The following is a 26256-nucleotide window of genomic DNA, read 5'->3' as shown; positions in this document are numbered from 1 at the left end:
ATCGCGCGAAGGAGCGGGGATGTCGGACAAGCGGGTCAGCATCGAGGAGGCAGTCGCCACCATCGAGAGCGGGATGACGATCGGCATCGGCGGGTGGGGGTCGCGGCGCAAGCCCATGAGCCTGGTCCGCGAGATCCTCCGGCGCGACATCACGGACCTCACCGTGGTGGCCTTCGGCGGCCCCGACGTGGGACTGCTCGCCGCCGCCGGACGCATCCGCCGCCTCGTCTACGGCTTCGTGTCGCTCGACAGCATCCCCCTCGACCCGCTGTTCACGCAGGCGCGCGAGCGCGGCGAGCTGGAGATCGAGGAGTACGACGAGGGGATGTTCGTCGCCGGGCTCCGCGCCGCGAACGCCCGCCTCGACTTCCTCCCGATCCGCGCAGGCCTCGGCTCCGACGTACTCCGGGCCAACCCGCGGCTGCGCACCGTACGGTCGCCCTACTCCGACGCCGAGTACGTCGCGATGCCGGCACTCCCGCTCGATGTCGCGCTCGTGCACGTGAACCGCGCCGACGCGCAGGGCAACGCTCAGTACCTCGGCCCCGACCCCTACTTCGACGACCTCTTCGCGATGGCCGCCCAGCGCACCATCGTCTCCGCCGAGAAGGTGGTGCCCACCGCGGCACTCCTCGACGAGGGCTCGTTCCACACGCTGCTGTTCAGCCGGATGTACGCGTCCGCGGTCGTCGAGGCTCCCCGCGGAGCGCACTTCACGACCTGCACGCCCGACTACGAGCGCGACGAGGCCTTCCAGAAGCACTACGCCGCCTCCGCCAAGGATCCGGACGCCTGGGCCGCGTTCGACCAGACCTTCCTGCAGACCGATGAGACCGGCTATCACGCCGCCGTCGCCCGCTTCCACGCCGACCGAGGAGAGTCATGAGCACCGAGACCATCACCGCCCCCGCGGCGACCGCCACGACCGCAGAGGTCTGCATCGCCGCCTGCGCGGACACCTACCGGGAGTCCGGCGAGATCCTCGCGCACGCGGTCGGCATCATCCCGGCGCTCGGCGCCCGGCTCGCGAAGCTCACCTCCGCGCCCGACCTCGTCCTCAGCGACGGCGAGGCGTTCTTCCTGAGCGGCCCTCCGACACCGGGCGACCCGGAGGCTGCGGCACCGACCATCGAGGGATGGGCGCCGTTCCGCCGCATCTTCGACATCCTCGCGACGGGCCGCCGGCAGAGCATGATGGGTGCGAGCCAACTCGATCGCTTCGGCAACCAGAACATCTCGCTCATCGGCGGTTGGGTACGCCCGACCCGGCAGCTCATCGGCGTGCGCGGCGCGCCGGGGAACACCGCCAACCACCGCGTGGACTACTGGATCTCCCGGCACAGCACCCGCGTGTTCGTGCCCTCGGTCGACATGGTCTCCGGCGTGGGCAACGACCGCGCACGCGAAGCGGGCCTCGAGCATCACCGCCTCGGCGTGATCGTGACGAACCTCGCCGTGCTCGGCTACGACGCCGACGGTGCCGTGACCGTGCTGTCCGTGCACCCCGGCGTCGACCCGCAGACGGTCACCGACAGCACCGGCTTCCCCCTGGACGCGTCGGACGCCCCGCTCACGCGGACACCCGATGCCGAGGAGCTGCGCCTGATCCGCGAAGTGCTCGACCCGCGCGGCACCCGCACCCGGGAGGTCGCGGACTGACGCGGCATCCGCTCAGTCGGCGAGGAGGCCCTTGTGGAGCAGATCCAGGTAGTTGTCGGTGAGGCTCGCCGCGGTGTGTCCGCGGCCCGGCCGGTACCACGCGACCGTCGACCACACCGCGTCGCGGATGAAGCGGTACGCGATGGGCGCGTCGATCGAGTCGCGGAAGACGCCGACCTTCTGCCCCTCGGTGATCTGCGACAGCCACAGCGCCTCGATGCGCTCGCTGTTCTCGCCGAGGAACTCGAAACCTTCCTGGCGAGCGAGGAACGACAGCTCGTTCTGGTACAGACCGACGGCATCGGGCTGGCTCTCGATGGTCGCGAAGGCGTGCGCGATCAGCTTGTCGAGGATGTCGCGGGGGCTGCCTCCCTCGGCCACGATCTCCTCGAATCGACCGAGCAGACCGGCCATGAAGCTGCGGAGGATCTCCTGCAGGATCGCTTCCTTGGAGGAGAAGTGGTGGTACAGGCTGCCCGACAGGATGCCCGCCTCGTCGGCGATGTCTCGAACCGTGGTCGCGGAGTACCCGCGCTTGGCGATCAGGCGCGCGGCGATCGAGATGATCTGGTCGCGGCGTTCGGAGCTCTGCTCCTGCCGGCCCCCGCTTTTGGTCGTTGCCATTGCTGCTCCTTCACAGAGAATCTCACAAGCGCTTGTTCAAGTGTGCCGCATGTGAGCGTTTTCCCGAAACATCCACTCGGAGTGTACGCATGATATTGGAAAGGACGTCCATGACAGTCTCGGAAGCCACCACAGTGCCCGCCCTGCTCTCGGAGATGGCGGCCCTCGGCGAGCATCCCGCCATCGTCGACGGCGACGTGGTCATCGGATACGCCGAGCTGCGGGACCGAGTGCGCGCCGTCGCGGCCGCCTACCTCGCCCAGGGCGTGGTGCCGGGCGACCGGATCGGACTGTGGGCGCCGAACCGGCACGAGTTCATCCTCGCGATGCTGGGCGCGCAACTGGTGGGCATCGCCGTGGTCCCCCTCAACACGCGGTTCACCGGGCACGAGGCCGCCGAGATCCTCGCCCGCTCCCGCGCCACCGGACTCGTGCTCGCGGACGGATTCCTCGGCAAGTCCTACAGCGACATGCTGCGTCTGGCCGCCGCCGAGCGTGGCGACGACGGACCCGTCTTCCCCGGACTGCCCCACCTGCACACCGTGGTCACGATCGACGGCGCGGGCGGTGACGGCGTCCTGAGCTGGGCCGCGTTCCTCGCGTCCGGGGAGGCGGTCGACGAAGGCGTCGTCACCGCCGCCGCCGAGGCTGTGACCCCCGACGACATCATGGATGTGCTGTTCACCTCGGGCACCACCGGCGTGCCGAAGGGGGTGCTGAGCGCGCACCGCCAGACGCTCTCCGTCGCCCGCGCGTGGGGACTCGGCGCACGGCTGACCCCCGAAGACCGCTACGCCGTGGTCAATCCCTTCTTCCACGGCTTCGGCTACAAGGCCGGCATGATCACCTCCCTCATGGCCGGCACCACGATCTACCCGCTCGCGGTGTTCGACGCCGACCGCCTGCTGGAGCTCGTGCAGTCGGCCCGCATCAGCGTGCTCCCCGGTGTGCCGACGATCTTCACCTCGCTGCTCGACCACCCGCGCCTGCAGGAGTACGACCTGTCGTCGCTGCGCTTCGCGATCGCCGGCGCCACGGCCGCCCCCGCCACGCTCTTCCACGACATGGTGGACATCCTCGGCTTCGAGACGGTTGCGCAGGCGTACGGGCTCACCGAGTGCGTCGTGGCGACCCTCTCCCGCCCCGGCGAATCGTTGGAGCACACCGCGCAGACCACCGGCCCCGCGGTCGAGGGAGTGGAGATCCGCGTCGTCGCCGAGAACGGAGCGGATGCCGCACTCGACACCGACGGCGAGATCCTGCTGCGCGGCCCCAACGTGATGCTCGGCTACTTCGAGGACCAGGCCGCCACGGATGCCGTGCTCGACCCGGACGGCTGGTTCCACACCGGCGACGTCGGTCGCCTCGACGAGCACGGCTGCCTCAAGATCACCGACCGCCTCAAGGACATGTTCATCGTCGGCGGCTTCAACGTGTATCCGGCCGAGGTAGAGAACGCGCTGCGGAAGCATCCTGCCGTGAACGAGTCGGCCGTGATCGGCGTGGACGACGCCCGTCTCGGCACGGTCGGACGCGCCTATGTGCTGCTGCTGCACAATGCCGCACCGCGTCCCGATGCCGCCGAGCTCGAGGCGTTCTGCCGCACCCACCTGGCGAACTTCAAGGTGCCGCGCGAGTTCGTCTTCGTCGAGGACTTCCCCCGCAACGCGACCGGCAAGATCCTGAAGTCCGACCTGCGCGCACGGGCCTGATCCCCCTCACACCTCGTAGCGAGTGTAAAAACGTGCCTCCCCGGGCCCGGGGAGGCGCGTTTCTGCGCTCGCGACGGGTTCCGTCACGCCTGCGAGGCGAGGGCCGACGTGTATGAGCACCCCGCCACGCGCGAAGACACGCAGTTGACCAGAATCCCAGGATCCTGTCAGAGTCGTGCGGGGACCGGAGACGGGTCTGGTCTCGGATCGCAGTCGAGGGGCGCGACATGGTGGCAGGTGTGCGGAGAACGGAGCCGGTTCCCGCCGAGTTCCGGGTCCTCGGGCTGGATAGACGGACCTTCGCGGGCGCGATCTTCGTGATCGTCGTCTTCGTGCTGTTCTCCGTCGTCATGCCGAAGGTGAATGCCGCGATCCCGTGGAACGATGCCGTGGTCGCCGGCGAGGATCTCGCGCTGACGAAGGACATCGCATTCACGCCGGCCGTCGGCTGGAACGTCGAGGACGGACACCGGCTCGACGCCGACGGAACCGCGACCCAGAGCGGCGACGCCACTCTCACGGGTGCCGGAGTGGAGTTGTCCATGTCCACCGGCGCGTTCGATGGCACGCCTGCCGACCTGATCGCGCAGTTCGACACGTCCATGACTGCGACGAGCGACGGCACATTCCGGGCGAACGGGACAGCGACCACGACGCGCACCGACAGCGGCGAGGTGGGTGTGATCCAGCAGTTCGGCAGCCTCACCGACGACGGTCTGATCGCGGCGTTCGTGATCGACGGAACCGGCGTGAAGGTGACCGTTCAGGGAAGCCCCGCGCAGATGAAGGCCGCTGCGACGCAGATCGAGCAGATGATCGCCAGCCTCCGGGCGCTCGACACCAAGGAGGCATCATGACCGCGTCCGCCAGCGACATGACGAACACCAGCACCCTTGCTGTCGACCGCCAGCGTGAGGCGATCGAGATCTCCGGATGGGGGAAGCCGTTCCGCTCCGTCCAGCCGCGCAATCTCGCCTTCTGGGTCTTCCTCACCCTCACGGCGGTCGGCCTCTTCCAGATCTGGTCCTACTTCCGCGGCTCGGTCGCGTTCTATGCCGAGCCGTTCATCGTCGCCGCCGTGCTGTGCCTGCTGTGCGGCGCGGCCTGGGCGGGCTGGTTCCACCACATCGACCGCTGGGAACGCCAGCCCGCCGGGCTGGTCGTCGCCGCACTCGCCTGGGGCGCGATCCCGGCGACGTTCGCGTTCGCACTGCCAGTCAACTCGGCGATGCTCGGCATCTACCCCAAGCTGTTCGGACAGGACTGGGCATCGAGCTGGGCCGCGGGCCTCACGGCGCCGTTCACCGAGGAGACCGCGAAGCTGTGCGGCCTCATCCTGCTCCTCGCGCTCGCGCCCCGGCTCATCCGCACCGCGAACGACGGGCTCATCGTCGGTGCGTTCATCGGTCTCGGCTTCGCGGTGTTCGAGGACTTCCTCTACGCCGCGAACGCCACGATGACATCGTTCAGCAGCAACCCGGACAGCGCTGCCGTCACGATCTCGCTCACGCGCATCGCCACGAGCGCCGTCTCCCACCCGCTGTTCAGCGCGCTGGTCTGCAGCGGAGCGATCTACCTCATCGGCACTGCTGCTCAGCCGCGGCGGATCCTCCGCGGCGTGCTCTTCATCCTGGCCGGCATGTTCCTGCACTTCACCTGGGACGACGCGTCGGGCCTCGGCGGGAACAACGGGCTGGGCATCATCGCCGTCATGGCGGGATCCATCGTGCTGGCGCTGGTGATCCTGACGATCGCGTTCCGGATGGCCGCCCCGCGCGAGCACGAGTTCGTGCGCGATCTGCTCGCTCCCGAGGTCGAGTCGGGCGCAGTCACCGCCGAAGAGGTGGAAGCGCTCGTCGACCGCAAGGCCCGCAAGGCATGGCTCCGCGAGGCGCCGACGCACCGGGCGAGGAGCGCGAGGAAGCATCTGCGGCATTCACTGTTCGACCTCTGCCACGAGATCGCCCGGGCCGAGCGCGCAGAGACACCCGACCTCGCACACGCCCGATCCGAGGTCGCCCGCCTCCGCGAGCGCACGCAGGACTGACCGCGCCGGCTCCCTCTCCCCCCTCACACCTCGTCGCGAGTGCGAAAACGTGCCTCCCTGGGGCCCGGGAGGCACGTTTCTGCGCTCGCGTGGGCGGGCGGGTGCGTGGGCGCGGGGCGGGCACGGGCGGGCGGGTGAGCGGGTGGGCGGGCAGGTCAGCTCAGGCGCTCGAGCACCAGTGCCATGCCCTGGCCGCCGGCGGTGCACATGGTCTCGACCGCGAACTGCTCATCACGCTCGCGCAGCGCGTTGATCGCCGTCGTGGTGATGCGCGCGCCCGTCATTCCGTAGGGGTGGCCGAGGGCGATCGCGCCGCCGTTCACGTTCACGCGCTCCGGATCGATGCCGATGTCGGCGATGGAGGGGATGACCTGCGCGGCGAAAGCCTCGTTGATCTCGAGGATGTCGATGTCGCCGATCGACATGCGGGCGTGGGCGAGCGCGCGCTCCACGGCCTGCACGGGGCCGAGGCCCATGATCTCCGCCGAGAGCGCCGACACCCCGGTCGACACCACACGCGCGAGCGGGGTCAGCCCGAGCTCGGCGGCTCGCGTGTCGCTCATGATCACGAGGGCGGCCGCGCCGTCGTTCAAGGGGCAGCAGTTCGCCGCGGTCACGGTGCCGTGCGGACGGAACACCGGCTGCAGACCGCTGATCCCCTCCAGAGTCACACCCGCACGCGGACCGTCGTCCTTCGACACGACCGTGCCGTCGGCGAGGCGCACGGGCGTGATGTCGGTCTCCCAGAAGCCGCGGGCGGCGGCGGCCTCCGCGCGATTCTGGCTCAGCACCGCCCACTCGTCCTGCTCCCGACGCGACACTCCGCGGAACGAAGCCACGTTCTCTGCGGTCTCCCCCATCGCGATGTAGATGTCCTCGAGCTCGCCGCGAGCACGAGGATCCGACCAGACGAAGCCGGGATCCTGCGCCTCGCGGGCGGTACGCGCCGCCGCCTCCGCCCAGCGCGGGTTCTTGGTGTCGGGCATCCCGTCGGACTTTCCGGAGCCGAACTGCGACACCGCCTCGACGCCGGCCGAGACGAACACGTCGCCCTCGCCGGCCTTGATCGCGTGGAATGCCATGCGGGTGGTCTGCAGGGAGGATGCGCAGTAGCGGTTGACCGTGGTGCCGGGCACCGCATCCCAGCCGAGCTGCAGTGCGAGCATCCGGCCGATGTTGTAGCCCTGCTGGCCCGCCGGCTGCGCGCACCCGACCATCAGGTCGACGATCTCGTCCGGGTCGAGGCCGGGCACCGCGTCGACGGCCGCCCGCACCATCTGCACGGCGAGGTCGTCGCCACGCATGTCCTTCAGGCTGCCCTTGAACGCGCGCCCGATGGGCGAGCGCACCGCGGAGACGATGACGGCTTCGGTCATGATGAGGATCCTCCAGTGAAGTCGCGGCGGTCGGCCTGCTGCACGATGTCCGCGTTCGGGGTGTGGCTCAGGAACGCGGGCCATTCGCCGCCTCCGTCCACGGGGATGACGGCGCCGGTGATGTGCGCCGAGAGCGGCGAGGCGAGCATGACGCAGACGTTGCCGAGCTCTTGAGGCGAGGCCAGCCGGCCGCGCGGGATGGTGCGGGCGATCTCTGCATACTGCTCCGGGGTGCCGTAGTGGTCGACCGCGCTCTCGGTGTGCACGAGCCCGCTGCTGACCGCGTTCACGCGGATCTCCGGCGCCCACTCGACGGCGAGCGAGCGGGTCAGGCTTTCCAGCGCCGCCTTGGCCGCGCCGTACACGGCAGTCCCGGGGCTCGGGCGACGCGCGCTGATCGAGGTGATGTTGATCACACTGCCGGATGCCGCGCGCAGCGGCTCGAACGCGGCCCTGGTCGCGACGGCGGCGGAGAGGAAGTTGATCTCGGTGATCGCCTGGAAGTAACGGGGCGATCCGGCCTCGAAGCGTCCGAACGGTGAGCCGCCGACGTTGTTCACCAGCACGTCGAGGCGACCATGCCGCTCCACGATCCCGTCTATCCACGCCTCGTTCTGGGCGGCGTCTCGCACGTCGACCGGGCGGAACGATGCGCTGCGTCCGGCACGTTCCGGCAGCGTCGCCGGTTCCGAGCGGCCGCAGAACTCGACCTCGGCGCCCGCGTCGAGGAAGGCCTCGACCACGCCGCGACCGACGCCGCGTGCACCACCGGTGACCGCGACCACCGTGCCCGTGAAATCCATGACCAGGCTCACTCCGCCTCCTCCGTGAAGCGCTTCGATGCGCCGACCTGTTCATGCTACCAACCAAATGCTAGGTTTGTTGCATGAGTCACGACGACGTCCCTCAGCCCCGTCCGCGCACGGTCGTGGTCACCGGTGGCGCGCTCGGCATCGGCGGCGGAATCAGCCGACGCTTCGCCGCCGAGGGAGACCACGTCGTCCTCGTCGACATCGAAGCGGATGCTGCCGAGACCACCGCCGCCGAGATCGCCGATCAGGGCGGTCGCTGCTCCGTGCTCGTAGGCGACATCACCGATGACGACACGGTGGCCCGGCTCGCGGCGCTCATCGAGAGCGAGCACGGCCACGCAGACGTGCTCGTGAACAACGTCGGCGACTTCCGCCCCGCCAAGTCGTTCTTCGCCAAGAGTCCGCCCGAGCAGTGGCGACGTCTGCACGAGCTCAACCTCTGGCACGTCTTCACGGTCACGCATGCCCTCGTTCCCGGCATGATCGCGGCCGGCGGCGGCAGCATCGTCAACGTGTCGACGGTCGAGGCGTTCCGCGGCATCCCGGGCAACGCGGTCTACTCGGCCTACAACGCCGGGGTCTCCGCCTTCACGAAGAGCCTGGCCGTCGAGCTCGGCCCCTCGGGGATCCGGGTCAACGCGATCGCTCCGGACCTCGCCGACACCCCTCAGACGCCAGCCGCGCTCATGCTCGCCGGGCGCGACCCGGAGCTGCTGCGCTCCTGGCTGCCGGCCGGACGCTTCGGCACCCCGGAGGACTTCGCGGGCGTCGTCGCGTTCCTCGCCTCGCGCGACGCCGCCTTCATCACCGGCCACACGATCCCCGTGGACGGTGGAACGCTCGCGGCATCCGGCTGGTACGGCAAGGCCTCGGGCCGTGGCTGGACGAACATGCCGGATCAGGCATGAACGACCTGACGGACCTTCAGGACCGGCAGGAGATCCACGATCTCGTGCTGCGCTACTGCTCCGCAGTCGACCGCGCCGACGACCGCGCCATCCGCTCGGTGTACGCGCACGACGGCGTCGACCACCACACCGGCTTCTCCGGCACCGCCGACGACTACGTGGCGTGGCTGCGCGATCGCACGGCCGTGTTCGACGGCACGATGCACCTCATCGGCAACCACCGGGTCGAGCTGTTCGGCGATCACGCCTTCGCCGAGACCTACGGCACCGCCATGCACTGGGGTCAACCGTTCGACGACGAGTCCCGCAACTTCACGAGCGGGTTCCGCTACCTCGACCACGTGCGCCGCGACCCCGAGGGATGGCGCATCGTCGAGCGCACGGCCGTGCGCGAATGGACCAGGTCGGATGCCGGTCGACTGCGGCCCCCGGAAGGTGCGGGTCCGCGCGGCCACCGCGGCCCCGACGACCCGCTCGCCGCCGTCCGCGAGGGCGTGCGTCGTGCGGCGGACAGCCTGCTCTGACCCGTCGCCGCGGCTGTGGACAACCCCACACAGCGCTCCCGAGCGCTGCCTACCCTACCGGGATGACTCACGTCCTGCCCGACGACTACACGACCACTCTCGAGGACCTGAAGCGCCAGGTGCATGGCGCTCGGTTGCGGCTCCAACGATCGGCCAACAGCCACCTGGTGATGCTCTGGTGGCGCATCGGACGAACGATCCTCGAGAAACAGTCCGCGCAGGGATGGGGGTCGCGAGTACTCGACCGGCTTGCGACCGACCTTCGCGCCGCCTTTCCGACGATGACCGGGTTCTCGCGCCGTAACCTCGCCTACATGCGGGCATTCGCCGAGGCCTGGCCGGAAGCCGATGAAATTGTGCAACACCCCGTTGCACAATTGCCGTGGAGCCACATCATCGACCTGCTCGACAAGCTCGACGACGCACTGTTGCGCGAATGGTACGCGGCGAAGGATCTACAGCACGGCTGGAGCCGAGCGGTGCTCGCTCATCAGATCGCCACGCGACTTCACGAGCGCGAATCAGCAGCACCGAGCAACTTCGCTGATGCCCTCGGCACCGCCGACTCGGATCAGGCGAGCGAGATAGTGAAGGACCCCTATGCCTTGCAGTTCCTCGCGATAGACAGTGAGGCATCCGAACGTCGTCTTGAGCAGCGGATCGTCGATCGCATCATCGACACGATGCGCGAGCTCGGCCCCGGCTTCGCCTTCGTCGGGCGACAAGTGCACGTAGAAGTCGGCGACGCCGACTTCTACATCGATCTCCTCTTCTTCCACGTGGAACAACTGAGGTACGTTGTGATCGAACTCAAGACGACGCCGTTCGCACCCGCGGATACCGGGCAGCTCGGCTTCTATGTCGGTGTCGTCGACGAACGATTCCGCATCTCCGACAAGCATCTGCCGACAGTCGGCATCCTTCTTGTCGCAGGAAAGAATGACACGGTCGTCCGGTACGCACTTGCCGCCACCGCTCACCCTGTGGCCGTCAGCCGCTACGAACTGAGCGAGGATGCTCGGCAGGCACTGCCCGATGAGGGCACCATCAGCCGCGCCTTCGCCGCCGAGCTCGCTCGCGACACTGAGGAACGACCACACCGGTGAGCCTGGTCTGGCTCCCACTCCTCCTACACGACCGCGCCGAAGTAGGCCTTCTGCAGATCCTCGAGCGTGATGTCGGAGGCGGCGCCGGCGAGCGTCGTGCGCCCCATCTCGATCACGGTCACCTCGTCGGCGATCGCGACCGACTCCTGCACGGCCTGCTCGACGAGGAGGATGCCGATGCCGGTGCTCTTGAGCTCATGCACGCGTTCCATGACCTCTTTCACGATCACGGGGGCGAGGCCCTGGCTCGGCTCGTCGAGGATGAGCAGCTTCGGCTTGGCCATGAGCGCCTGACCGATCGCGAGCATCTGCTGCTGACCGCCCGACATGCTCGCGGCGTGCAGGGCGCGCTTGGTGCCGAGGATCGGGAACAGCTGGTAGATCTCGTCGACCGACGAGGCCAGAGCGCGCTTGCCGACTCCGCGGGAGAACCCGCCGAGGATCAGGTTCTGCTCGATCGTCAGCTCACGGAAGACCTTCTTGCCCTCCTGTACATAGGAGATGCCGCGCGAGACGCGCTTGTGCGGGGCATCCGTCAGCTGTTCGCCGAGGTAGGCGACAGTGCCACCGGACACCTTGTTGAGCCCGGTGATCGCTCGAAGGGTGGTCGTCTTGCCGGCGCCGTTGCGACCGAGCAGCACCGTGATCTCCCCGGTACGCACCGTGAGCGAGACATCGCGCACGACCGTCAGATCGCCGTAGCCGGTCTGCAGACCGGACACCTCCAGCAGCACATCACTCATGGTCGGCGCCTCCTGCCGCGTTGGTCTCCGCCGTGACACCGAGGTACTCCTCCATGACCCGCGGGTTGCTCTCGATCTGCTCCGGTGTGCCGTGCGCCATGACCGCGCCCTGGGCGAGCACGTAGATGTCGTCGGCGACGCGCAGCACGAGCTGGAAGTTGTGCTCCACCAGGATGACCGTCATCCCGGCGTCGCGCAGCCTCTTCACGAGGCCCTCGAGCACGTCGAGCTCGTCCTCGTCCAGGCCGGATGCCACCTCGTCGAGGAGCACGACCTTGGGCGAAGCCGCGAGACTGCGGGCGACTTCGAGCAGGCGACGGTTGCCGAGCGGCAGCGAGTCGGCCGGCTCGTCGCGCTGGGCGCTCAGCCCGACCAACGCCAGGGCGCGCTCCGCCGCCGCGCGGCTCTCGGCCCGACGGCGCCAGAACGAAGGCAGACGCAGAACCGAGGCGAGCACGGATGCCCGCTCCGTCGCGTAGCGTCCCGCCTCCACGGCCTCGAACACCGTCAGCTTCTCCGGGATGTTCGGCGTCTGGAACGTGCGCGACACCCCGGCGCGGGCGACGAGGAACGACGACAGCCCCTGGATGGTCTTGCCATCGAGCTCGATCGTCCCGGCATCCGTCTTGTAGAAGCCGGAGATCATGTTGAGCAGGGTCGTCTTGCCCGAGCCGTTCGGGCCGATGATCGCGGTGACCGCGCCCGGTGCGGCCTCGATCGAGACCTGGGACAGCGCCTGGTTGCCGCCGAACGCCTTGGAGACGCCCTCGGTGCGCAGCAGCGCGCCGTCGAGCTTCTCGACCACGGCCGGCGCCGCCTCCACGGGCCGCACGCCGGTCCGTGCCTTCGCCGCGGTATCGGCCTTGCGGACGAGGCTGCGCAGCAGGCCGGAGAGGCCTCCGGTGAAGGCGACGCCGCCGATGAGCAGGAAGGCGCCCGAGATGATGAGTCCGTACTGGCTGAAGTTCGTCGACTGATTCATGCCGAACTGCAGCACCGCTGCCCCGACGAGCGCTCCGTAGATGCTCGCCGAGCCGCCGAAGATCGAGGCCGCGAGCACCGTCATCGCGAACGAGAACGCGAAGGCCTCGGGCGAGATGAACAGGTCGAGGTTGGCGAACAGCACACCGGCGACGCCGGCGGGGATCGCCCCGATCGCGTAGGCGGTGAGCTTGGCGCGGAACACCGAGATGCCCATCGACGATGCGAGCACCGGGCTCTGCTTGAGCACTCGGAGGGCGGTGCCGTGCCCCGAGACGACGAGGTTGCGGATCAGCGCGAAGGCCACGATCGTCACCCCGACGATGATCAGGTAGTAGGTGCGGCTGTCGATCATCTGCCCGAACGACGTGGCGGGCATGATGCCGGCCAGACCGTTGCGACCCCCGGTCTCCTCCTTGAAGATCGACAGCACGTCCGGGACGATCAGGATCAGGAAGAACGACGTCATCGCGAGCGACCAGCTGCCCAGGCGCAACCCGGGGATGCCGGAGATGAGCCCGACCACGAGGGCCGCACCGCCGCCGATCAGCAGCTGCAGCCAGATGTCGGTGACCCCCGCCTTGTTGGCGAGACCTGCGGCGTAGGCGCCGGCCGCGTACATCGCGACCTGTCCCATCGCGAGCTCGCCGGCGTAGCCGAGGGACAGGTTCAGGCCCAGCACGATGAGGGCGAGGATGAGCGTGAGCTCGATCTGCCGCGTCACGGCGTAGGTGAGCCCGAGGAACGGGAGCACGATCAGCACGGCGCCGACGGCGAGGGGCCAGACCCATCCCGGGACGGCACGCAGTTTCAGCCAGAGAGCAGCCATGGTCACACCGTCCGTTCCACGCGACGGGTGAACAGGCCCGTCGGCTTGACCATCAGGATCACGATGAGGATGAGGAACACCGTCAGGCCCGCGTAGTCGGCGCCGATGTAGCGCGTGGCGAGGGCTTCGGCGAGGCCGACGATCAGGCCGCCGACGAGCACGCCGCCGAGGGAGCCGAACCCGCCGATCGCGAGGACCACGAAGCCCTTCAGCGCCAGCGAGGCGCCGAGGGTCGCGACCGCGTAGGTCTTCGGGCCGACGAACACCCCGAGGAAGCCGGCGAGCACGCCGGTGAAGATGAAGGCCATGAGCGCGAAGCGGCGCACGTTGACGCCGCGCAGCTGGGCGGCCTCACGGTTCTCGCTCATGCCGAGCAGGGCGATGCCGGTCATGCTGCGCTTGGCGTACTGGGTGAGGGCGATGACGATCACGATGACGAGCACGATCAGGGCGAGCTCGACCGGGTACACGCGGCCTCCGAGGAACTCCAGCACCTGATCGCCCATGAAGAACGGAACCCGCTTGGGCTCTCCACCCCAGATCACCTGGGCGACGCCTTCCATGATGATCGAGGCGCCGAGGGTCGTGACCAGCAGGTTGTGCGGGTCCTTGACGGGCCGGATGGCGACGCGCTCCTCGAGCGCGGCGATCGCTCCGACGATGACGGCAGCACCGATCGCGACGAGCCACCAGGGCAGACCCCAGACGACGATGCCGACGTACGCGAGGAACGCGCCGAGCATCATGAGCGCCGCCTGGGCGAAGTTGAAGGTCTTCTGCGAGAGGAAGACGATGTTGTAGCCGATCGCCACGAGTGCGTAGATCGCACCGAGCGCCAGGCCGGACCAGATGATGGTCATTGCGGTCGGGTTCCTTCCATCACTTCTTCGTCATGGTGTGCCGACGGCTCGGATCCGAATCGAGATCCGAGCCGTCGGCGATGGTCACGCGTGTCCGATTCTCACGGCTGGAACTGGCCGTTGACGAGCTTTCCCGGTGCGATGAACGCGAACTGGTCGGCGCTCACGTGCGGGCTGTGGTCGTCCTTGGTGAAGGCGTAGAGGCTGAGGATCGCGGTGTCCGCGGCCTTCTGCACCTCGGGGTCGATCAGCGCCTTCACGAGGGCATCCGGGTCGTCGACGCCGCCGGCCTTCTCCGCCGCCGCCTTGAACAGCAGGGCGGAGTCGTAGTTGTAGGCGAGGATCAGCGACGACTTGATCTCCCCCGCGGCGAGCATGCGCTCGACGGCGTCGTTCACCTTGGTGTCGTCGGGGTTGTACTGCGTGCTGGAGTACACCTGCATGGTGAGGTTCTTCACCTGGTCGGTGCCGAGCACGCCGTCGGGTGCCGGGGTGGCGATGAGGCCGGTGGCGGCGACCGAGGAGTTGCCGAGGACGGGCACGTCCCATCCGAGCTTCTCCAGGCTCTGCAGCACGTAGCCGAGCGGAGCGCCGTAGGCGTCGAGGACGAGCACGTCGGGGTCGCCCTGCTGCAGTGCGGAGAGCTGCGCGGTCATGTCGAGTGCGGCGTTGTCGAAGCCCTCGTTTCCGGTGACCGTGAAGCCCTCGTCGGCGAAGGTGGTGGCGGCCTGCGAACCGAACAACTCGCCGTAGGCGCTCGACCCGTGCAGGATGGCGACCTTCTCGTAGTCCTGGGTCTTGATCTCATCGACGAACGAGCCGAGGTAGTCGGGCACGGATGCGCTGAGGTTGAAGCTGTACGGGTTGGACTTCGGGTCGCCCGAGTTCGCGGTCGGGCCGATGTTGAACGAGAGGATCTTGTTCTGGTTCAGGATCGGCAGCGTCGCCTCGGTGATGGTCGAGGGTCCCGAGTTCAGCACGAGCGACGGCGCGCCTTCGGTCGCGATGTATTCGCGGAGCTTCGTCACGGCGACGGTCGGGTCGGCGTTGTCCTCCAGGTGGGTGATCTCCACCTTGCGGTCGAGGATGCCGCCCATGTCGTTGACGGCGTCGACGGAGGCCAGGGCGGCCGTCACCGACGTCGTGGCGTTGTTGGCGAGGATGCCCTCGGCACCCATGCCACCGAGCACGACGATCTTGATCGGATCGCCGCCTGCCGTCGCTTCGCCGCTGGGGGCCGGATCTCCGCTGCCCGAGCAGCCGGCGAGCACCATCGTCGAGACCACGATCCCTGCGGCAACCGCCGCGAGTCTGTTGAACCGCATATCCGAACCTCTCTCATCTTTGAGTTGGAGCGACCAAACGCTTGCTTAGTAAATCACACTCGACCACCCCGGGCAACGCCCAACCGGTCAATTGCTTGGTTACGATTCGAACACCTGTTAGATTCCGGCTCATGGACACTCCACAGACTCGTGAGACCCGCGCCCTGAGCGACATCCCCGGCATCGCCGTCGTGACCGGAGGGTCCGGGGGAATAGGCTCCGCGATCGCCCGGACGCTCGCGGATGCGGGAGTCCGCGTCGCGATCACGCACCGCTCCGACCCGTCCCGCGAGCTGGTCGGTGCCCTGGGTGCGCAGGGCGAAGCCCACCGCCTGGACGTGCGCGACCAGGCGGCGGCCGCGGCCCTCGCCGCCGAACTGCGCGAGCGGCACGGCGCGGTGCACACGGTCGTGCACGCCGCGGGGCCGCACGTGCCGATGGTGCACCTGTCGAAGGTCTCGGTCGAACAGTTCGCGCGACAGGTCGACGACGACCTGGTCGGCTTCTTCACGGTCGCGAAGGCCTTCCTGCCCGCTCTCCGCGAGGCGTCGGGATCGCTCACCGTGGTCACGAGCGCCGGCACCCGGCGCTACCCCGTCCGTGACGGCCTCTCGGTCGCCCCGAAGGGCGGCGTCGAAGCACTCGCCCGCGGACTCGCCGCCGAGGAGGGACGATACGGAGTGCGCGTGAACGCCGTCGGCCCAGGGATGCTCTGGGACGGGATGTCGGCACGCCTGATGGCATCCGGCGACCTCGACGAGCGCGCCCTGGAGGTGGCGATGGGCAACATCCCGCTGCGCCGCTTCGGCACCGCCGAGGACATCGCCGTGGCCGTCGCCTTCCTCGCCTCGCCGGCTGCGGGATTCATCACCGGTCAGAAGCTCGACGTCGACGGCGGCTTCGGGATCTGACCGGGAGGCAGGCCCGCGTCGACCGCATCATCGCATGCCACGCAGGCGTTCGATGAGCCAGTCGATGCGGGCCGCCTCGTCGCGGGAGAACCGCTCCGACCACTCGAGCGCGATCCCGGAGAACCGCCATGCGTCTTCGCGCTGCGCTCCGTGCGCGTGGGCAGCCGCCTCGTCGGCCGTCCGCAGCGCCTCGTCCCGGTACCCGATCAGCGCCTCGCGCAGGCGGTCGAGATCGCCGTTGTGGGCGGCCCACAGGCGCAGGATGTGCGAGTGCTTGAGCACGACCGGCTCCGCGGGGATCTCGTCGGACCAGCGGCGCATCCCCTCCCGTCCGAGTTCCGTGATCCCGTACAGGCGTCGGCTCTTCGCGGCGTGCGTCTGCTCGACGCGCGAGGTCGCCATGCCGAGCGCTTCCAGACGGCGCAACTCGGTGTAGATCTGGCTCTGCGAGGGAGCCCAGTAGAAGTAGGCGAGGCTCTGGTCCGCCCATTGTTTGACGTCGTATCCCGACAGCTCGGTGTCGAACGAGAGGATGCCGAGCACGGCCCAGCTCGTCGCCGGCAGCTCCGGCAGATCGTCGATGTGCGCAGGAACGGTCACTTGACCTCCTCGTCGATGAGTGAGATATTCCTGATCGTACTATGACTAACAGTCATACCGCAGCTGATCGGAGGAGATCATGTGGACGAGACGACGCGGATGCTGGACCTGCTCAACGCGACCTTCCCGCCGATCGCATCGATGAGCCCGCTCGACGGACGGGCCGCCGTCGACGCCCGGATCCGCCCGGCGACCAACCTCGACGACGTGGCCTCGACGCACGATGCGGTGGTGCACGCCGGCACGCACGACATCCCGATCCGGACCTACCACCCGCACCGACTCCGCACGGATGCGCCGACCACGGTCTACGCGCACGGCGGCGGTTTCCTGCACGGTTCGATCAACGGACACGACGGCTTCTGCCGACGCTGGGCACGAGCGACCGACGCCGTCGTGGTGTCGGTCGGCTACCGGCTCGCACCGGAGTCCGGGCCCGGCGCCGCCCGAGACGACCTGGTCGCCGCCGTGGACGCGGTCGTCGCATCCGGGCTCGCCCCGCACGGCACCGTGCTCGCGGGCGACAGCTCCGGCGGCAACGTCGCCGCCGGCGCCGCGATCGCCCTCCGCGACCGCGGGGCGAGCCCGGTCGTGGCGCAGGCGCTGCTGTATCCGTTCCTCGATCCGACGATGTCGACGCCCAGCCATCGCACGCGCGCCGACGGCTACTTCGTGACGTCGGCGCTCCTCGCGCACTACTGGCGCACGTTCCTCGGAGGCCGCATCGATCACATCGACGCCGATGTCACGCCCCTCGCCGTGGAAGACCTCAGCGGCCTGCCGCCGACGATCGTGGTGACCGGCGGCCTCGACCCGTTGTGCGACGAGGGCGGCGAGTACGCGCGACGGTTGCGCGCATCCGGTGTCCCGGTCCTCCTGCGCCACCATCCCGACCAGTTCCACGGCTCCCTGACCATCCCCGGCTACGGACCGGGCATCAGCGCCGCCGAGCTGCTCTGGAGCGACCTGCGCTCCCTGACCGACCCCGACCCGAAGGACCACCGATGACCCCCGCACACGATCTGATCATCGTCGGCGCCGGCTTCGCCGGCATGTACTCCACGATCCACGCCGCGCGCGCGGGACTCGACATCCTCGGCCTCGAGGCCGGAGCCGACGTGGGCGGCACCTGGTACTGGAACCGCTACCCCGGTGCGCGTTGCGACGTCGAGAGCATCGACTACTCGTTCTCGTTCGACGACGCCCTGCAGCGCGAGTGGCGGTGGAGCGAGCGCTACGCGACGCAACCCGAGATCCTGCGCTACCTGAACCACGTCGCCGACCGCTTCGGGGTGCGCCGCCACTACCGGTTCGGCGAGCGGCTGAGCGCGGCCTCCTGGAACGAGCAGGCACAGTGCTGGGAGGTGCGCACCGAGTCCGGGCTGCAGACGTCGGCGCGCTGGCTGATCATGGCCACCGGCGGGCTCTCCCAGCCACAGCTGCCCGACATCCCCGGCTGTGACGAGTTCTCGGGCACCGTGCTGCAGACCTCGGCGTGGCCCGAGGAGCCGGTCGACCTGCGGGGGCGGCGCGTGGCCGTGATCGGCACCGGCTCGTCGGGCGTGCAGGCGATCCCGCTCATCGCGCAGGATGCCGCGGAGCTGACCGTCTACCAGCGCAGCGCGAACTACAGCGTGCCCGCGTTCAACCGGATGCTCGACGATGCGGAGTGGCAGCGCCAGCAGGACGACCTGGAGCAGCGACGCACGCTCTCCTGGAACGGCGCGGCGGGATCGCCGTGGACCAGCCACCCCACCCCCTTCGACGACGCGGACGAGCAGGAGCGCGCCGCCGTGTTCGAGGAGAGCTGGACGCGCGGGGGCGTGCTCTTCGCGAAGGCCTTCCAGGGCCTCACGGTCGATCCGGTGATCAACGACGCTGCGCGGGTCTTCTTCGAGCAGAAGCTCGCGGCGCGCGTTCCCGACCCCGAGATCCGCGAGCGGCTGACCCCGCGCGACCACCCGGTCGGCACGAAGCGCATCTGCACCGACACCGGCTACTACGAGACGTTCAACGAGCCGCACGTGACACTGGTCGACCTGCGTGCCGAACCCCTCACCGCCGTCACCGCCACAGGGGTCCGCACGGCGTCCGCACACCGCGAGCACGACGTCATCGTCTACGCGACCGGGTTCGACGCCATGACCGGAGCGCTCACCGCGATCGACATCCGCGGACGCGACGACCGTTCGCTGCGGGAGGAGTGGGCGGGCTTTCCCTCGACATACCTGGGCATCGGGCTGCCGGGGTTCCCGAACCTGCTGGTGCTGAACGGCCCCGGCAGCCCGAGCGTGCTGTCGAACATGGCGCTCACCTCGGAACAGCAGGGCGACTTCGCCCTGCGCATGATCGACCACTGCCGCCGGCACGGCTTCTCCTCGATCGAGCCGCGCACGGACGCCGCCGAGGCGTGGACCGCGCACGCGCTCGAGCTCGCCGACCGCACGCTGTTCGGTGCGGCCCCTTCCTGGTACACGGGTGCGAACATCGCCGGGAAGACGCGCGGATTCCTGCCGTACATCGGCGGGTTCAAGAACTACATCGACCGCTGCGAGGAGATCGCGGCGGCGGACTACCGCGGCTTCGTCCTGTCCTCTCGGTGACCGCGGCAGGTCCCACCCGGGCCGACGTTCCCGGGGCTGGTCTTCGCGACCCTGCGGCGCTAGAGTCAAACAAGCAAATGCTTGGGCAAAGGAGCGCGGTATGGGTGCAGTCGATCTCGGATTCACGGCAGGAGACGCCGTCCTCATCACCGGCGCCGGGAGCGGCATCGGCCGGGCGACCGCCGTGCGCGCGGCGGAGCTCGGTCTCTCCCTCAGCCTGTGGGACCTGAACCCGACCGGCCTCGAGGAGACCGCGGAGCAGGTGCGCCGCATCGCCCCTGCCGTGCACACCTGGGTGGCCGACGTCTCCGACGATGCGGCCGTGGATGCCGGCTTCGCCGATGCCGGGCGCACGCTGGGCACCATCCGCTACCTGCACAACAACGCCGGTCCCGCCTCCAGCTCCGACATCCCGTTCGACCGGGCGCTCGAGATCTGCGTCGGCAGCGTGCGCCGGATGACCCAGGCCTGGGCGGCGGCCGGCCCCGGCGCCGACGCCGCGATGGTGGCGACGACCTCGGTCGCCGGCAACCTCGTCGGCACGGACAACGCCTGGTACTCGGCGTCCAAGGCCGCGATCATGGGCTACATCCGCCACCTCGCCGCGCACCGCGCCGGAGAGTTCCGCTCCAACGGCGTCGCCCCCGGCATGACCGACACCCCGCGCCTGGTGGGCTTCGCGGGCAGCGAGACCGGGCAGCGCGTGCTCACCCGCATCCCGCTGAAGCGCATGGCGAGCGCCGACGACATCGCCTGGGCGACCCTGTTCCTGCTCTCCCCGCTCGCCGGGTACATCAACGGGGTCTTCCTCCCCGTGGACGGCGGCTGGACGGTGACGCAGTGACGACGGCAGTGACGACGGTCGACGCGCGACCCGTCATCCACACCCATACGGTGCGCCTCAGTTACGCCGACACCGACCCCGCCGGCATCCTCTACTACGCGGCCTGGTTCCCGAAGATGGAAGCCCTGCAATCGGAGTTCCTCTTCCTGCAGGGGCTGCGGCAGGACACGCTGGTCGCGCGCTTCGGGTGGTGGACGGTGTCCCGCGCCACGACCTGTGAGTATCTGGCAGCCGCCCGGCTGTTCGACGAGATCCGGATCGACCTGCGGATCGGGCGGATCGGGTCCTCCTCGTTCCGGTTCGCGTTCGTGATGACGCGGGTCGACGACGGCGTGATCGTCGCGCGCGCGGAGAGCACCATCGTCACCGTCTCCCCGGCCCAGGATCCGGTGCCGATCCCCGAGGGGCTGCGCACGCACCTCGAGACCTGGGCCGGGGTCGCACCATGACGGCCGACCTGCGCGCGATCGGGGACCGCCAGGAGATCGCGATGCTCCTCGCCCGTATCGCCCAGCTCGCCGACGCCGGCGACCCCGACGACTACATCGCGTGCTTCACCCCGGATGCGACGTGGGATCTCACCGACGCCACGGATCTGCCGATGGACGTGCAGACCATCAGCGGCAGGGCGGCTCTCCTCGCCGGCGTGCACGAGCGCAGGGCCGCGGGCATCCAGGGCCCCGGCACGCACACCCGCCACGACGTGTCGAGCATCGCGATCGAGGTCGACGGCGACCGCGCCACCTCGCGCGCGTACTTCCGCTACTACCGCGGCACCGAGGGCGTCCCGACACTGGCGGCGATGGGTGTCTACGCCGACGAGTTCGTGCGCGATGACGACGGCTGGCGTCTGCACCGTCGCACGATCAGCCGCGGCTGAGCCAGGCGTCCGCCCGTCCGCTGCGCACGAGGCCGAGGTGCATCTCGGTCTGCCGCAGGGCCGAGTGCAGCCAGAAGCCGTCCAGCCCATCCCACCCCGACGTCCAGGTGAGCCGGCTCGCATACGTCCACACCGACCGCTCGCCGAGCTCGGCGACGAGCGCCGCGACTTCGCCGGTGCGCCGCAGATGGTGGGCGGCGATCCGCGCCCGCCGTGCACCGAGTCCGGTGAAGCGGAACTCGTGGCCGGGCAGCACGGTGTACTCGTCGAACGCGGCCAGACGGTCGAGCGAGGCGAGCAGGTCTCCCATCGGCTCGGTCCCGTCGAGCACGCCGATGCCCACGCCGGAGTAGATGCGCGGCAGCACGTGGTCACCGGTGAAGAGCAGCCGGGTGTCACGGTCGACGAGGCAGATGTGCCCGCCGGTGTGGCCCGGGGTCGCGATGACCTCGAGTCGGCGCCCGGCGACGTCGAGCACGTCGCCGTCCGCCACGAGCAGGTCGGGTTCGACATCGCCGGTGAGCGAGGGACGTGCGAACGAGGCGACGAGCTCGTCGTGCCGCTCCTCCGGCACACCCCAGTGCGAGAGCGTCGCGCGGTACACCTCCGGATCGCGGGCGGCCGGATCCGTGACGGCGGAGAGGATGCGGCGCTCGACAGCGGACATCACGATGCGCGCCCCGGTGAGCGTGCGCAATCGTGCCGCGAGCCCGAGGTGATCGGGGTGGTGGTGGGTGACGATGACGGTCCGGATATCGGCGCGCGTGCGGCCGGCGACCACCAGGGCGCGGTCGATGCGGTCGAGGTTCTCTGCCGTGTCCCAGCCGGGGTCGATCAGGTGCACGCCGTCGTCGCCGACCACGGCATACGCGAGGGTGCCCGGAAGCGTGCCCTCGGGGATCGCGACCGGGATGCTCCACAGGCCATCGCCGAGGTGCTCCGCCTCGCGCAGGATCCCGGCTTCCCATGCCTGACGTTCGGCATCGTCGACAGGGACGACATCGTCCGCTCGCGTCCTCATGACGCCACCCTAGCAATCGCTTGTTCATTCGACGAGATCTCGATACCCTGACGACAGGGACGGCGCTCCCGCGAAGTGGAAACGGTGACAGTGAAGTCGGAACGGGAACGGCACGAGCGCCTGGTCGTGGGCCTGCTCGCCGCGTGCGGGATGCTGACCTCGCTGCAGTTCACGCTCATCGTGCCCATCCTGCCGCTGATCCCGGACCTGCTCGACACGACACCCGCCGACGCGTCCTGGCTGATCACGGTCACACTCCTCGCCGGAGTGGTCGGCACCCCTGTGGTCACCCGTCTCGCCGACCTGCACGGTCGTCGGCTCCTGCTGCTCGCGTCGATGGGACTTCTCGTGCTCGGCTCGGTGATCGCCGCCGTCATCCCCGGATTCACCGCCGTGCTCGTCGGGCGCGCTCTGCAGGGGTTCGGGACCGCGGTCGTACCGATCGGCATCGCCCTGCTCAGCGCCCTCGTCTCCCGTCGACGCGCGGTGCTCGGCATCGCCCTCATGAGCGGCACGCTCGGGATGGGCTCGGCGCTCGGCCTCGTGCTCGCGGGTCCGCTCCTGGAATGGGGCGGTCTGCCGACCGTGTTCTGGTGCTCCGCCATCGTCGGAGCGGCGTTCTGCCTCCTCATCCGGCTGCGCATCCCCGAAGCGCCGACGGGCCCCGCCCGCGCCTTCGACCTCATCGGCGCCCTCCTGCTCGCGCTCGGCCTCACCGCGCTGCTGCTGGCGATCTCGCGCGGGCAGTACTGGGGATGGACGAGCACCCCCACCCTTGGTCTCGCCCTCCTCGCCGCGCTCAGCCTCGTCCTCTGGATGCTGTGGGAGCGACGCCATCCCGCCCCGCTGATCGACGTGCGCACCGCGATGCGCGCCCCGATCCTGCCCATCAACGTGGCGTCGTTCTTCGCGACGTTCGGCATGTACGCCAACCACCTGCTCACCACGCAGGAGGCCCTCGCGCCGACCTCCACCGGCTACGGCCTGGCCACTCCCACCGCATCCGCCGGGCTCTTCCTCCTGCCCTCCGCGTTGACCATGATCCTGCTCGCCCCGTTCGCGGCGCGCGTGATCACCCGGTTCGGAGGGCAGCGCGCGCTGCTGCTGGGTTCGTCGATCATGGCGCTCGCGTTCGTGTTCCGCCTGTTCCTGCACGGCGGCGCGCTGCCGGTCGTGGTCGGTTCCGCGCTGGTGGGTGCGGGTGTGGCGTTCGCGTTCGCCGCGATGCCGTCGCTCATCACCGCCTCGGTGCCGGGGGATCAGGTCGCGACGGCCAACGGCGTCAACTCCGTCATCCGCACACTCTCGGGCGCGGTCGCCGCCGCGCTGTTCGCGTTCGTGATCACGGCGCTCCCCGCCCCCGCCGATCCGTCGTTCCTGTCGGAGGAGGCGCTGCGACTGTCCCTCGGCTTCGCCGCCGCCTGCGGCATCATCACCGCGATCCTCGCCGCCTTCCTCCGCCTCCCGCCCTCCAAGGAACCCGCATGACGCTCTTCTCGCCGCTCACCCTGCGCGATGTCACTCTGCCGAACCGCGTCGGCGTCTCGCCGATGTGCATGTACGCCTCGCAGGACGGCCTCGTGACCGACTTCCATGTCGCGCATCTGGGCCGCTTCGCCCTGGGCGGCGCGGGGCTCGTGATCGCCGAAGCGACGGCCGTGCATCCGCGCGGTCGGATCTCGCCGTTCGATGCCGGACTGTGGAGCGACGAGCAGATCGCCGGATGGCAGCGGGTCACGGCGGTCGTCCACGCGGCCGGTTCGGTCCCCGGGGTGCAGCTCGGTCACGCCGGGCGCCGGGCGGCCGTGCGCGAACCGTGGCGAGCGGGTGCGCCACTGGATGCGGAGGATGCCGCGGCCGGCTTCGGTCCGTGGCCCCTCGTCGCCCCCAGCGCCCTGGCGGCAGGACCGGGCCATGCGGTCCCGGCCGCGCTCACTCCTGCGGAGATCGGTCGGTCCGTGCAGGACTGGCACGATGCGGCCGCCCGCGCGGTCACTGCCGGCTTCCGCCTCATCGAGCTCCATGGCGCGCACGGCTACCTGCTGCATTCATTCCTCTCCCCCGTGTCCAACCGCCGCACCGACCACTACGGCGGCAGCGCCGAGAACCGCCTGCGCTATCCGCTCGAGGTCGTCACGGCGGTGCGTGCCGCGATCGGCGACGGCATCCCCCTGTCGTTCCGCATCTCGGCGGTCGATGGTGCCGACGGCGGTCTCGGGATCGACGACACGGCCGAGATCGCGCGTCGGCTCGCGGGCGCGGGCGTCGATGTGATCGACACGTCGTCCGGGGGAATCACCACCGACCGCGTCGTCGACACCCGCATCCGCCGCGGTTTCGCGTTCCATGCCGACTTCTCCCGCCGCATCCGCACCGAGGTCGGAGTGCCCACGGCGACGGTCGGCTTGATCGTCGATCCGGAGCAGGCGGAGAACCTCCTCACCCACGGCGACGCCGACCTGGTGCTGCTGGGCCGCCAGCTGCTCGACGACCCGAACTGGCCGCATCATGCCAGGGTCGCCCTCGGCGACGACAGCTACGACGCGTGGTCCCCGCGGTATGGCAGCGCGCTCGGCCCGCGCGCCCGCACCCTGGCCCGCCTCGCCGCCGCCGGCGAGACACCACTCACCCGCTTCGAGTCCTAGCGCGCGAGCAGCTCCCGCGCGGCCGCGTCGCCGTCGAGCAGGCGGTTGCGGCGCGCCCGCACGCGCCAGCCCTGTGCCGTGCGATGCAGCTCCCAGCGGTTCGCGCTGACCCGTTCGCCGATCCAGCGCTCGCCCTCGCGCAGCATCACGACCGAGTGCGTCACGGCCACGGCGTCGTCGCCGTCGATCTCGATCCGCGGCGCGGACAGGATGTGCGCGCAGCCGCGGCGCAGGTACTCGACGTGGGTCGGGATCGTCACGAGTGTGCGGATGCCCTCGATGTCGAGCACGGTGTCGTCGTACTGGTAAGTGCCGCCTTCGTCCCACAGCGCTGCGACCGCATCGGCGTCGCCGGAATCCGCTGCGGGACCGTAGCGGGCGATGAGCTCGGCGATCTCCGCACGATCCTCGAGCGCCTGCACCCGCCGTTCCAGTGCCGCGCTCACCAGTCCTGCCACGGGATGATCGTGCCGGCAGGAGTGGAGAGCATCCGTTCGCCCGCCCCAGGGAAGGCATCCTCGACCGCGCGCAGCTGCGGCGTCACCTCGGCAGGGTCGCCCTCCAGATACACCAGGCGGATGCGGATGCTGCCGGGCAGATCGGACGGCGTCTCGTCGAACGGCAGCGAGGAGTGCCGCTGGGGGTGGCTGTACGAGAACGTCCAGGCTCCGGCGACGCCGTCCACCTCGAGCAGTGCCGGGATGAGCTCGCGATCCTCCCGCTGGTGCGCGGCGTGCGTGTCGGCGCCGTGCGGCTCGGCGAACCGGGTGGCGGTGAGGTGGATGCCGCGGTGCGGTCGGTACGGCAGAACCTCGGGATCGACCAGCGCCCGCGGGGCCGCGTAGCCCTTGACCGGGCGGAAGAAGGCGAGCATCGGACGGTGGATGCCGGGGATCAGCGGACCGCGACCCCACTGGAACGATGCCTCGCCGAGCGCGTCCCACGCGGCGACGGACTCCTCGACCGGGTCGCGGAACCAGTACATCGCCACGAAGTCGACCGCACCGGCAAGGGTGCCGTCGCCGAGGTCGGCGTAGGCGGGGCGCACGTCCCAGCGGTCACCCCAGGCCACGCCGGGCAGTGCCAGGTTCTCCGGGCGATGGTCGAGCTGGTGCCAGCGGTTGTAGTCGCCGTGCAGCGCGCGGTCGTCGAGGCGCACGAACGAGAAGAAGGCGAGGGGCGCGAACATGCCCTTAGTCAAGCGTTTGCTTGGTAGCGTGTCAACACCCGCGTCACCAGCCGCGGC

Annotated in this window: 27 protein-coding genes; 16 read left to right on the top strand and 11 right to left on the bottom strand. The window is 69.6% G+C overall.

The features are described 5' to 3' along the window. Positions 1-19: 19 nt before the first annotated feature. Both WFM69_RS03630 and WFM69_RS03625 read left to right on the top strand, forming a co-directional pair. Positions 20-886 carry a CoA transferase subunit A gene (locus WFM69_RS03630; RefSeq protein WP_337001733.1) on the top strand — a complete coding sequence of 289 codons (867 nt, stop codon included), beginning with the start codon at positions 20-22 and terminating at the stop codon, positions 884-886. Continuing rightward, positions 883-1659, top strand: a complete 777-nt coding sequence (locus WFM69_RS03625) for a CoA-transferase subunit beta (RefSeq protein WP_337001731.1) — start codon at positions 883-885, stop codon at positions 1657-1659. The genes WFM69_RS03630 and WFM69_RS03625 overlap by 4 nt, the downstream gene beginning before the upstream one ends. Before the next feature lie 12 nt (positions 1660-1671). Here WFM69_RS03625 and WFM69_RS03620 read toward each other — a convergent pair whose 3' ends face one another. Further along, positions 1672-2283: a TetR/AcrR family transcriptional regulator gene (locus WFM69_RS03620; protein WP_337001729.1), complete on the bottom strand. Its 612-nt coding sequence runs from the start codon at positions 2281-2283 to the stop codon at positions 1672-1674. Positions 2284-2393: 110 nt separating this feature from the next. Between WFM69_RS03620 and WFM69_RS03615 the strand changes: the two genes are divergently transcribed. The 3 genes from WFM69_RS03615 to WFM69_RS03605 all read left to right on the top strand — a co-directional run bounded on the left by WFM69_RS03615 (position 2394) and on the right by WFM69_RS03605 (position 6042). After that, on the top strand, positions 2394-3995 hold the full coding sequence (locus WFM69_RS03615) for an AMP-binding protein (protein ID WP_337001727.1): 1602 nt from the start codon (positions 2394-2396) through the stop codon (positions 3993-3995). Between the two features lie 227 nt (positions 3996-4222). Further along, entirely contained in the window at positions 4223-4852 is a 630-nt protein-coding gene (locus WFM69_RS03610) for a hypothetical protein (RefSeq protein WP_337001725.1), read from the top strand. Further along, complete coding sequence (locus WFM69_RS03605; RefSeq protein WP_337001723.1) at positions 4849-6042, top strand: PrsW family intramembrane metalloprotease; 1194 nt, start codon at positions 4849-4851, stop codon at positions 6040-6042. Before WFM69_RS03610 ends, WFM69_RS03605 begins: the two co-directional genes overlap by 4 nt. Positions 6043-6197: 155 nt before the next feature. Here the strand turns inward: WFM69_RS03605 and WFM69_RS03600 are convergent, their stop codons facing one another. Beyond that, positions 6198-7418, bottom strand: a complete 1221-nt coding sequence (locus tag WFM69_RS03600) for an acetyl-CoA C-acetyltransferase (protein WP_337001721.1) — start codon at positions 7416-7418, stop codon at positions 6198-6200. Beyond that, complete coding sequence (locus tag WFM69_RS03595) at positions 7415-8233, bottom strand: SDR family oxidoreductase (protein WP_337001719.1); 819 nt, start codon at positions 8231-8233, stop codon at positions 7415-7417. The genes WFM69_RS03600 and WFM69_RS03595 overlap by 4 nt, the downstream gene beginning before the upstream one ends. A 71-nt stretch (positions 8234-8304) precedes the next feature. Between WFM69_RS03595 and WFM69_RS03590 the strand changes: the two genes are divergently transcribed. The 3 genes from WFM69_RS03590 to WFM69_RS03580 all read left to right on the top strand — a co-directional run bounded on the left by WFM69_RS03590 (position 8305) and on the right by WFM69_RS03580 (position 10768). Further along, on the top strand, positions 8305-9138 hold the full coding sequence (locus WFM69_RS03590) for an SDR family NAD(P)-dependent oxidoreductase (protein ID WP_337001717.1): 834 nt from the start codon (positions 8305-8307) through the stop codon (positions 9136-9138). Continuing rightward, a complete protein-coding gene (locus tag WFM69_RS03585) occupies positions 9135-9662 on the top strand; it encodes a nuclear transport factor 2 family protein (RefSeq protein ID WP_337001715.1) in 528 nt (175 codons plus the stop codon). The genes WFM69_RS03590 and WFM69_RS03585 overlap by 4 nt, the downstream gene beginning before the upstream one ends. Before the next feature lie 62 nt (positions 9663-9724). Then, positions 9725-10768, top strand: coding sequence for a PDDEXK nuclease domain-containing protein (locus WFM69_RS03580; RefSeq protein WP_337001713.1), 1044 nt, complete (start codon positions 9725-9727; stop codon positions 10766-10768). Positions 10769-10791: 23 nt separating this feature from the next. On the opposite strand, the gene WFM69_RS03575 is transcribed toward WFM69_RS03580, so the two are convergent. From WFM69_RS03575 to WFM69_RS03560, 4 genes are all read right to left on the bottom strand, one after another. Next, positions 10792-11511 (bottom strand): ABC transporter ATP-binding protein, encoded by a 720-nt coding sequence (locus WFM69_RS03575; protein WP_337001711.1) that lies wholly within the window; start codon positions 11509-11511, stop codon positions 10792-10794. Further along, positions 11504-13321: a branched-chain amino acid ABC transporter ATP-binding protein/permease gene (locus WFM69_RS03570; protein ID WP_337001709.1), complete on the bottom strand. Its 1818-nt coding sequence runs from the start codon at positions 13319-13321 to the stop codon at positions 11504-11506. The genes WFM69_RS03575 and WFM69_RS03570 overlap by 8 nt, the downstream gene beginning before the upstream one ends. Before the next feature lie 2 nt (positions 13322-13323). After that, positions 13324-14181: a branched-chain amino acid ABC transporter permease gene (locus WFM69_RS03565; RefSeq protein ID WP_337001707.1), complete on the bottom strand. Its 858-nt coding sequence runs from the start codon at positions 14179-14181 to the stop codon at positions 13324-13326. 101 nt (positions 14182-14282) lie between these two features. Continuing rightward, complete coding sequence (locus WFM69_RS03560) at positions 14283-15506, bottom strand: ABC transporter substrate-binding protein (RefSeq protein ID WP_337001705.1); 1224 nt, start codon at positions 15504-15506, stop codon at positions 14283-14285. A 131-nt stretch (positions 15507-15637) separates the two neighbouring features. Here WFM69_RS03560 and WFM69_RS03555 point away from each other — a divergent pair, with 131 nt between their 5' ends. Further along, entirely contained in the window at positions 15638-16417 is a 780-nt protein-coding gene (locus WFM69_RS03555; protein ID WP_337001703.1) for an SDR family NAD(P)-dependent oxidoreductase, read from the top strand. Between the two features lie 27 nt (positions 16418-16444). On the opposite strand, the gene WFM69_RS03550 is transcribed toward WFM69_RS03555, so the two are convergent. Further along, the gene (locus WFM69_RS03550) at positions 16445-17017 is read right to left on the bottom strand and encodes a PadR family transcriptional regulator (RefSeq protein ID WP_337001701.1); all 573 of its coding nucleotides are present in this window, start codon (positions 17015-17017) and stop codon (positions 16445-16447) included. Between the two features lie 81 nt (positions 17018-17098). Here WFM69_RS03550 and WFM69_RS03545 point away from each other — a divergent pair, with 81 nt between their 5' ends. From WFM69_RS03545 to WFM69_RS03525, 5 genes are all read left to right on the top strand, one after another. Further along, complete coding sequence (locus WFM69_RS03545) at positions 17099-18025, top strand: alpha/beta hydrolase (RefSeq protein WP_337001699.1); 927 nt, start codon at positions 17099-17101, stop codon at positions 18023-18025. Next, positions 18022-19620, top strand: a complete 1599-nt coding sequence (locus WFM69_RS03540) for a flavin-containing monooxygenase (protein WP_337001697.1) — start codon at positions 18022-18024, stop codon at positions 19618-19620. Before WFM69_RS03545 ends, WFM69_RS03540 begins: the two co-directional genes overlap by 4 nt. A gap of 100 nt (positions 19621-19720) precedes the next feature. Continuing rightward, positions 19721-20464, top strand: coding sequence for an SDR family NAD(P)-dependent oxidoreductase (locus WFM69_RS03535; RefSeq protein WP_337001695.1), 744 nt, complete (start codon positions 19721-19723; stop codon positions 20462-20464). Then, the gene (locus tag WFM69_RS03530; RefSeq protein ID WP_337001693.1) at positions 20461-20913 is read left to right on the top strand and encodes an acyl-CoA thioesterase; all 453 of its coding nucleotides are present in this window, start codon (positions 20461-20463) and stop codon (positions 20911-20913) included. Before WFM69_RS03535 ends, WFM69_RS03530 begins: the two co-directional genes overlap by 4 nt. After that, on the top strand, positions 20910-21344 hold the full coding sequence (locus WFM69_RS03525) for a nuclear transport factor 2 family protein (RefSeq protein ID WP_337001691.1): 435 nt from the start codon (positions 20910-20912) through the stop codon (positions 21342-21344). The genes WFM69_RS03530 and WFM69_RS03525 overlap by 4 nt, the downstream gene beginning before the upstream one ends. Here the strand turns inward: WFM69_RS03525 and WFM69_RS03520 are convergent. Beyond that, on the bottom strand, positions 21331-22365 hold the full coding sequence (locus WFM69_RS03520) for an MBL fold metallo-hydrolase (protein ID WP_337001689.1): 1035 nt from the start codon (positions 22363-22365) through the stop codon (positions 21331-21333). The two genes, WFM69_RS03525 and WFM69_RS03520, sit on opposite strands and share 14 nt — an antisense overlap. Positions 22366-22449: 84 nt before the next feature. Here WFM69_RS03520 and WFM69_RS03515 point away from each other — a divergent pair, with 84 nt between their 5' ends. Both WFM69_RS03515 and WFM69_RS03510 read left to right on the top strand, forming a co-directional pair. After that, complete coding sequence (locus WFM69_RS03515; protein WP_337001687.1) at positions 22450-23853, top strand: MFS transporter; 1404 nt, start codon at positions 22450-22452, stop codon at positions 23851-23853. Continuing rightward, the gene (locus tag WFM69_RS03510) at positions 23850-25010 is read left to right on the top strand and encodes an NADH:flavin oxidoreductase/NADH oxidase (protein WP_337001685.1); all 1161 of its coding nucleotides are present in this window, start codon (positions 23850-23852) and stop codon (positions 25008-25010) included. The genes WFM69_RS03515 and WFM69_RS03510 overlap by 4 nt, the downstream gene beginning before the upstream one ends. On the opposite strand, the gene WFM69_RS03505 is transcribed toward WFM69_RS03510, so the two are convergent. Both WFM69_RS03505 and WFM69_RS03500 read right to left on the bottom strand, forming a co-directional pair. Then, on the bottom strand, positions 25007-25468 hold the full coding sequence (locus WFM69_RS03505) for a nuclear transport factor 2 family protein (RefSeq protein ID WP_337001683.1): 462 nt from the start codon (positions 25466-25468) through the stop codon (positions 25007-25009). The genes WFM69_RS03510 and WFM69_RS03505 overlap by 4 nt on opposite strands. Beyond that, positions 25453-26199, bottom strand: coding sequence for a hypothetical protein (locus WFM69_RS03500; RefSeq protein ID WP_337001681.1), 747 nt, complete (start codon positions 26197-26199; stop codon positions 25453-25455). Before WFM69_RS03500 ends, WFM69_RS03505 begins: the two co-directional genes overlap by 16 nt. Between the last annotated feature and the right edge of the window lie 57 nt (positions 26200-26256).

The sequence above is a fragment of the Microbacterium sp. LB12 genome, from assembly GCF_037150835.1.
Classification (GTDB): Bacteria; Actinomycetota; Actinomycetes; order Actinomycetales; family Microbacteriaceae; genus Microbacterium.
The sequence above is the reverse complement of the archived record's forward strand: the minus strand, read 5'-3'. Positions and strand labels throughout refer to the sequence as shown.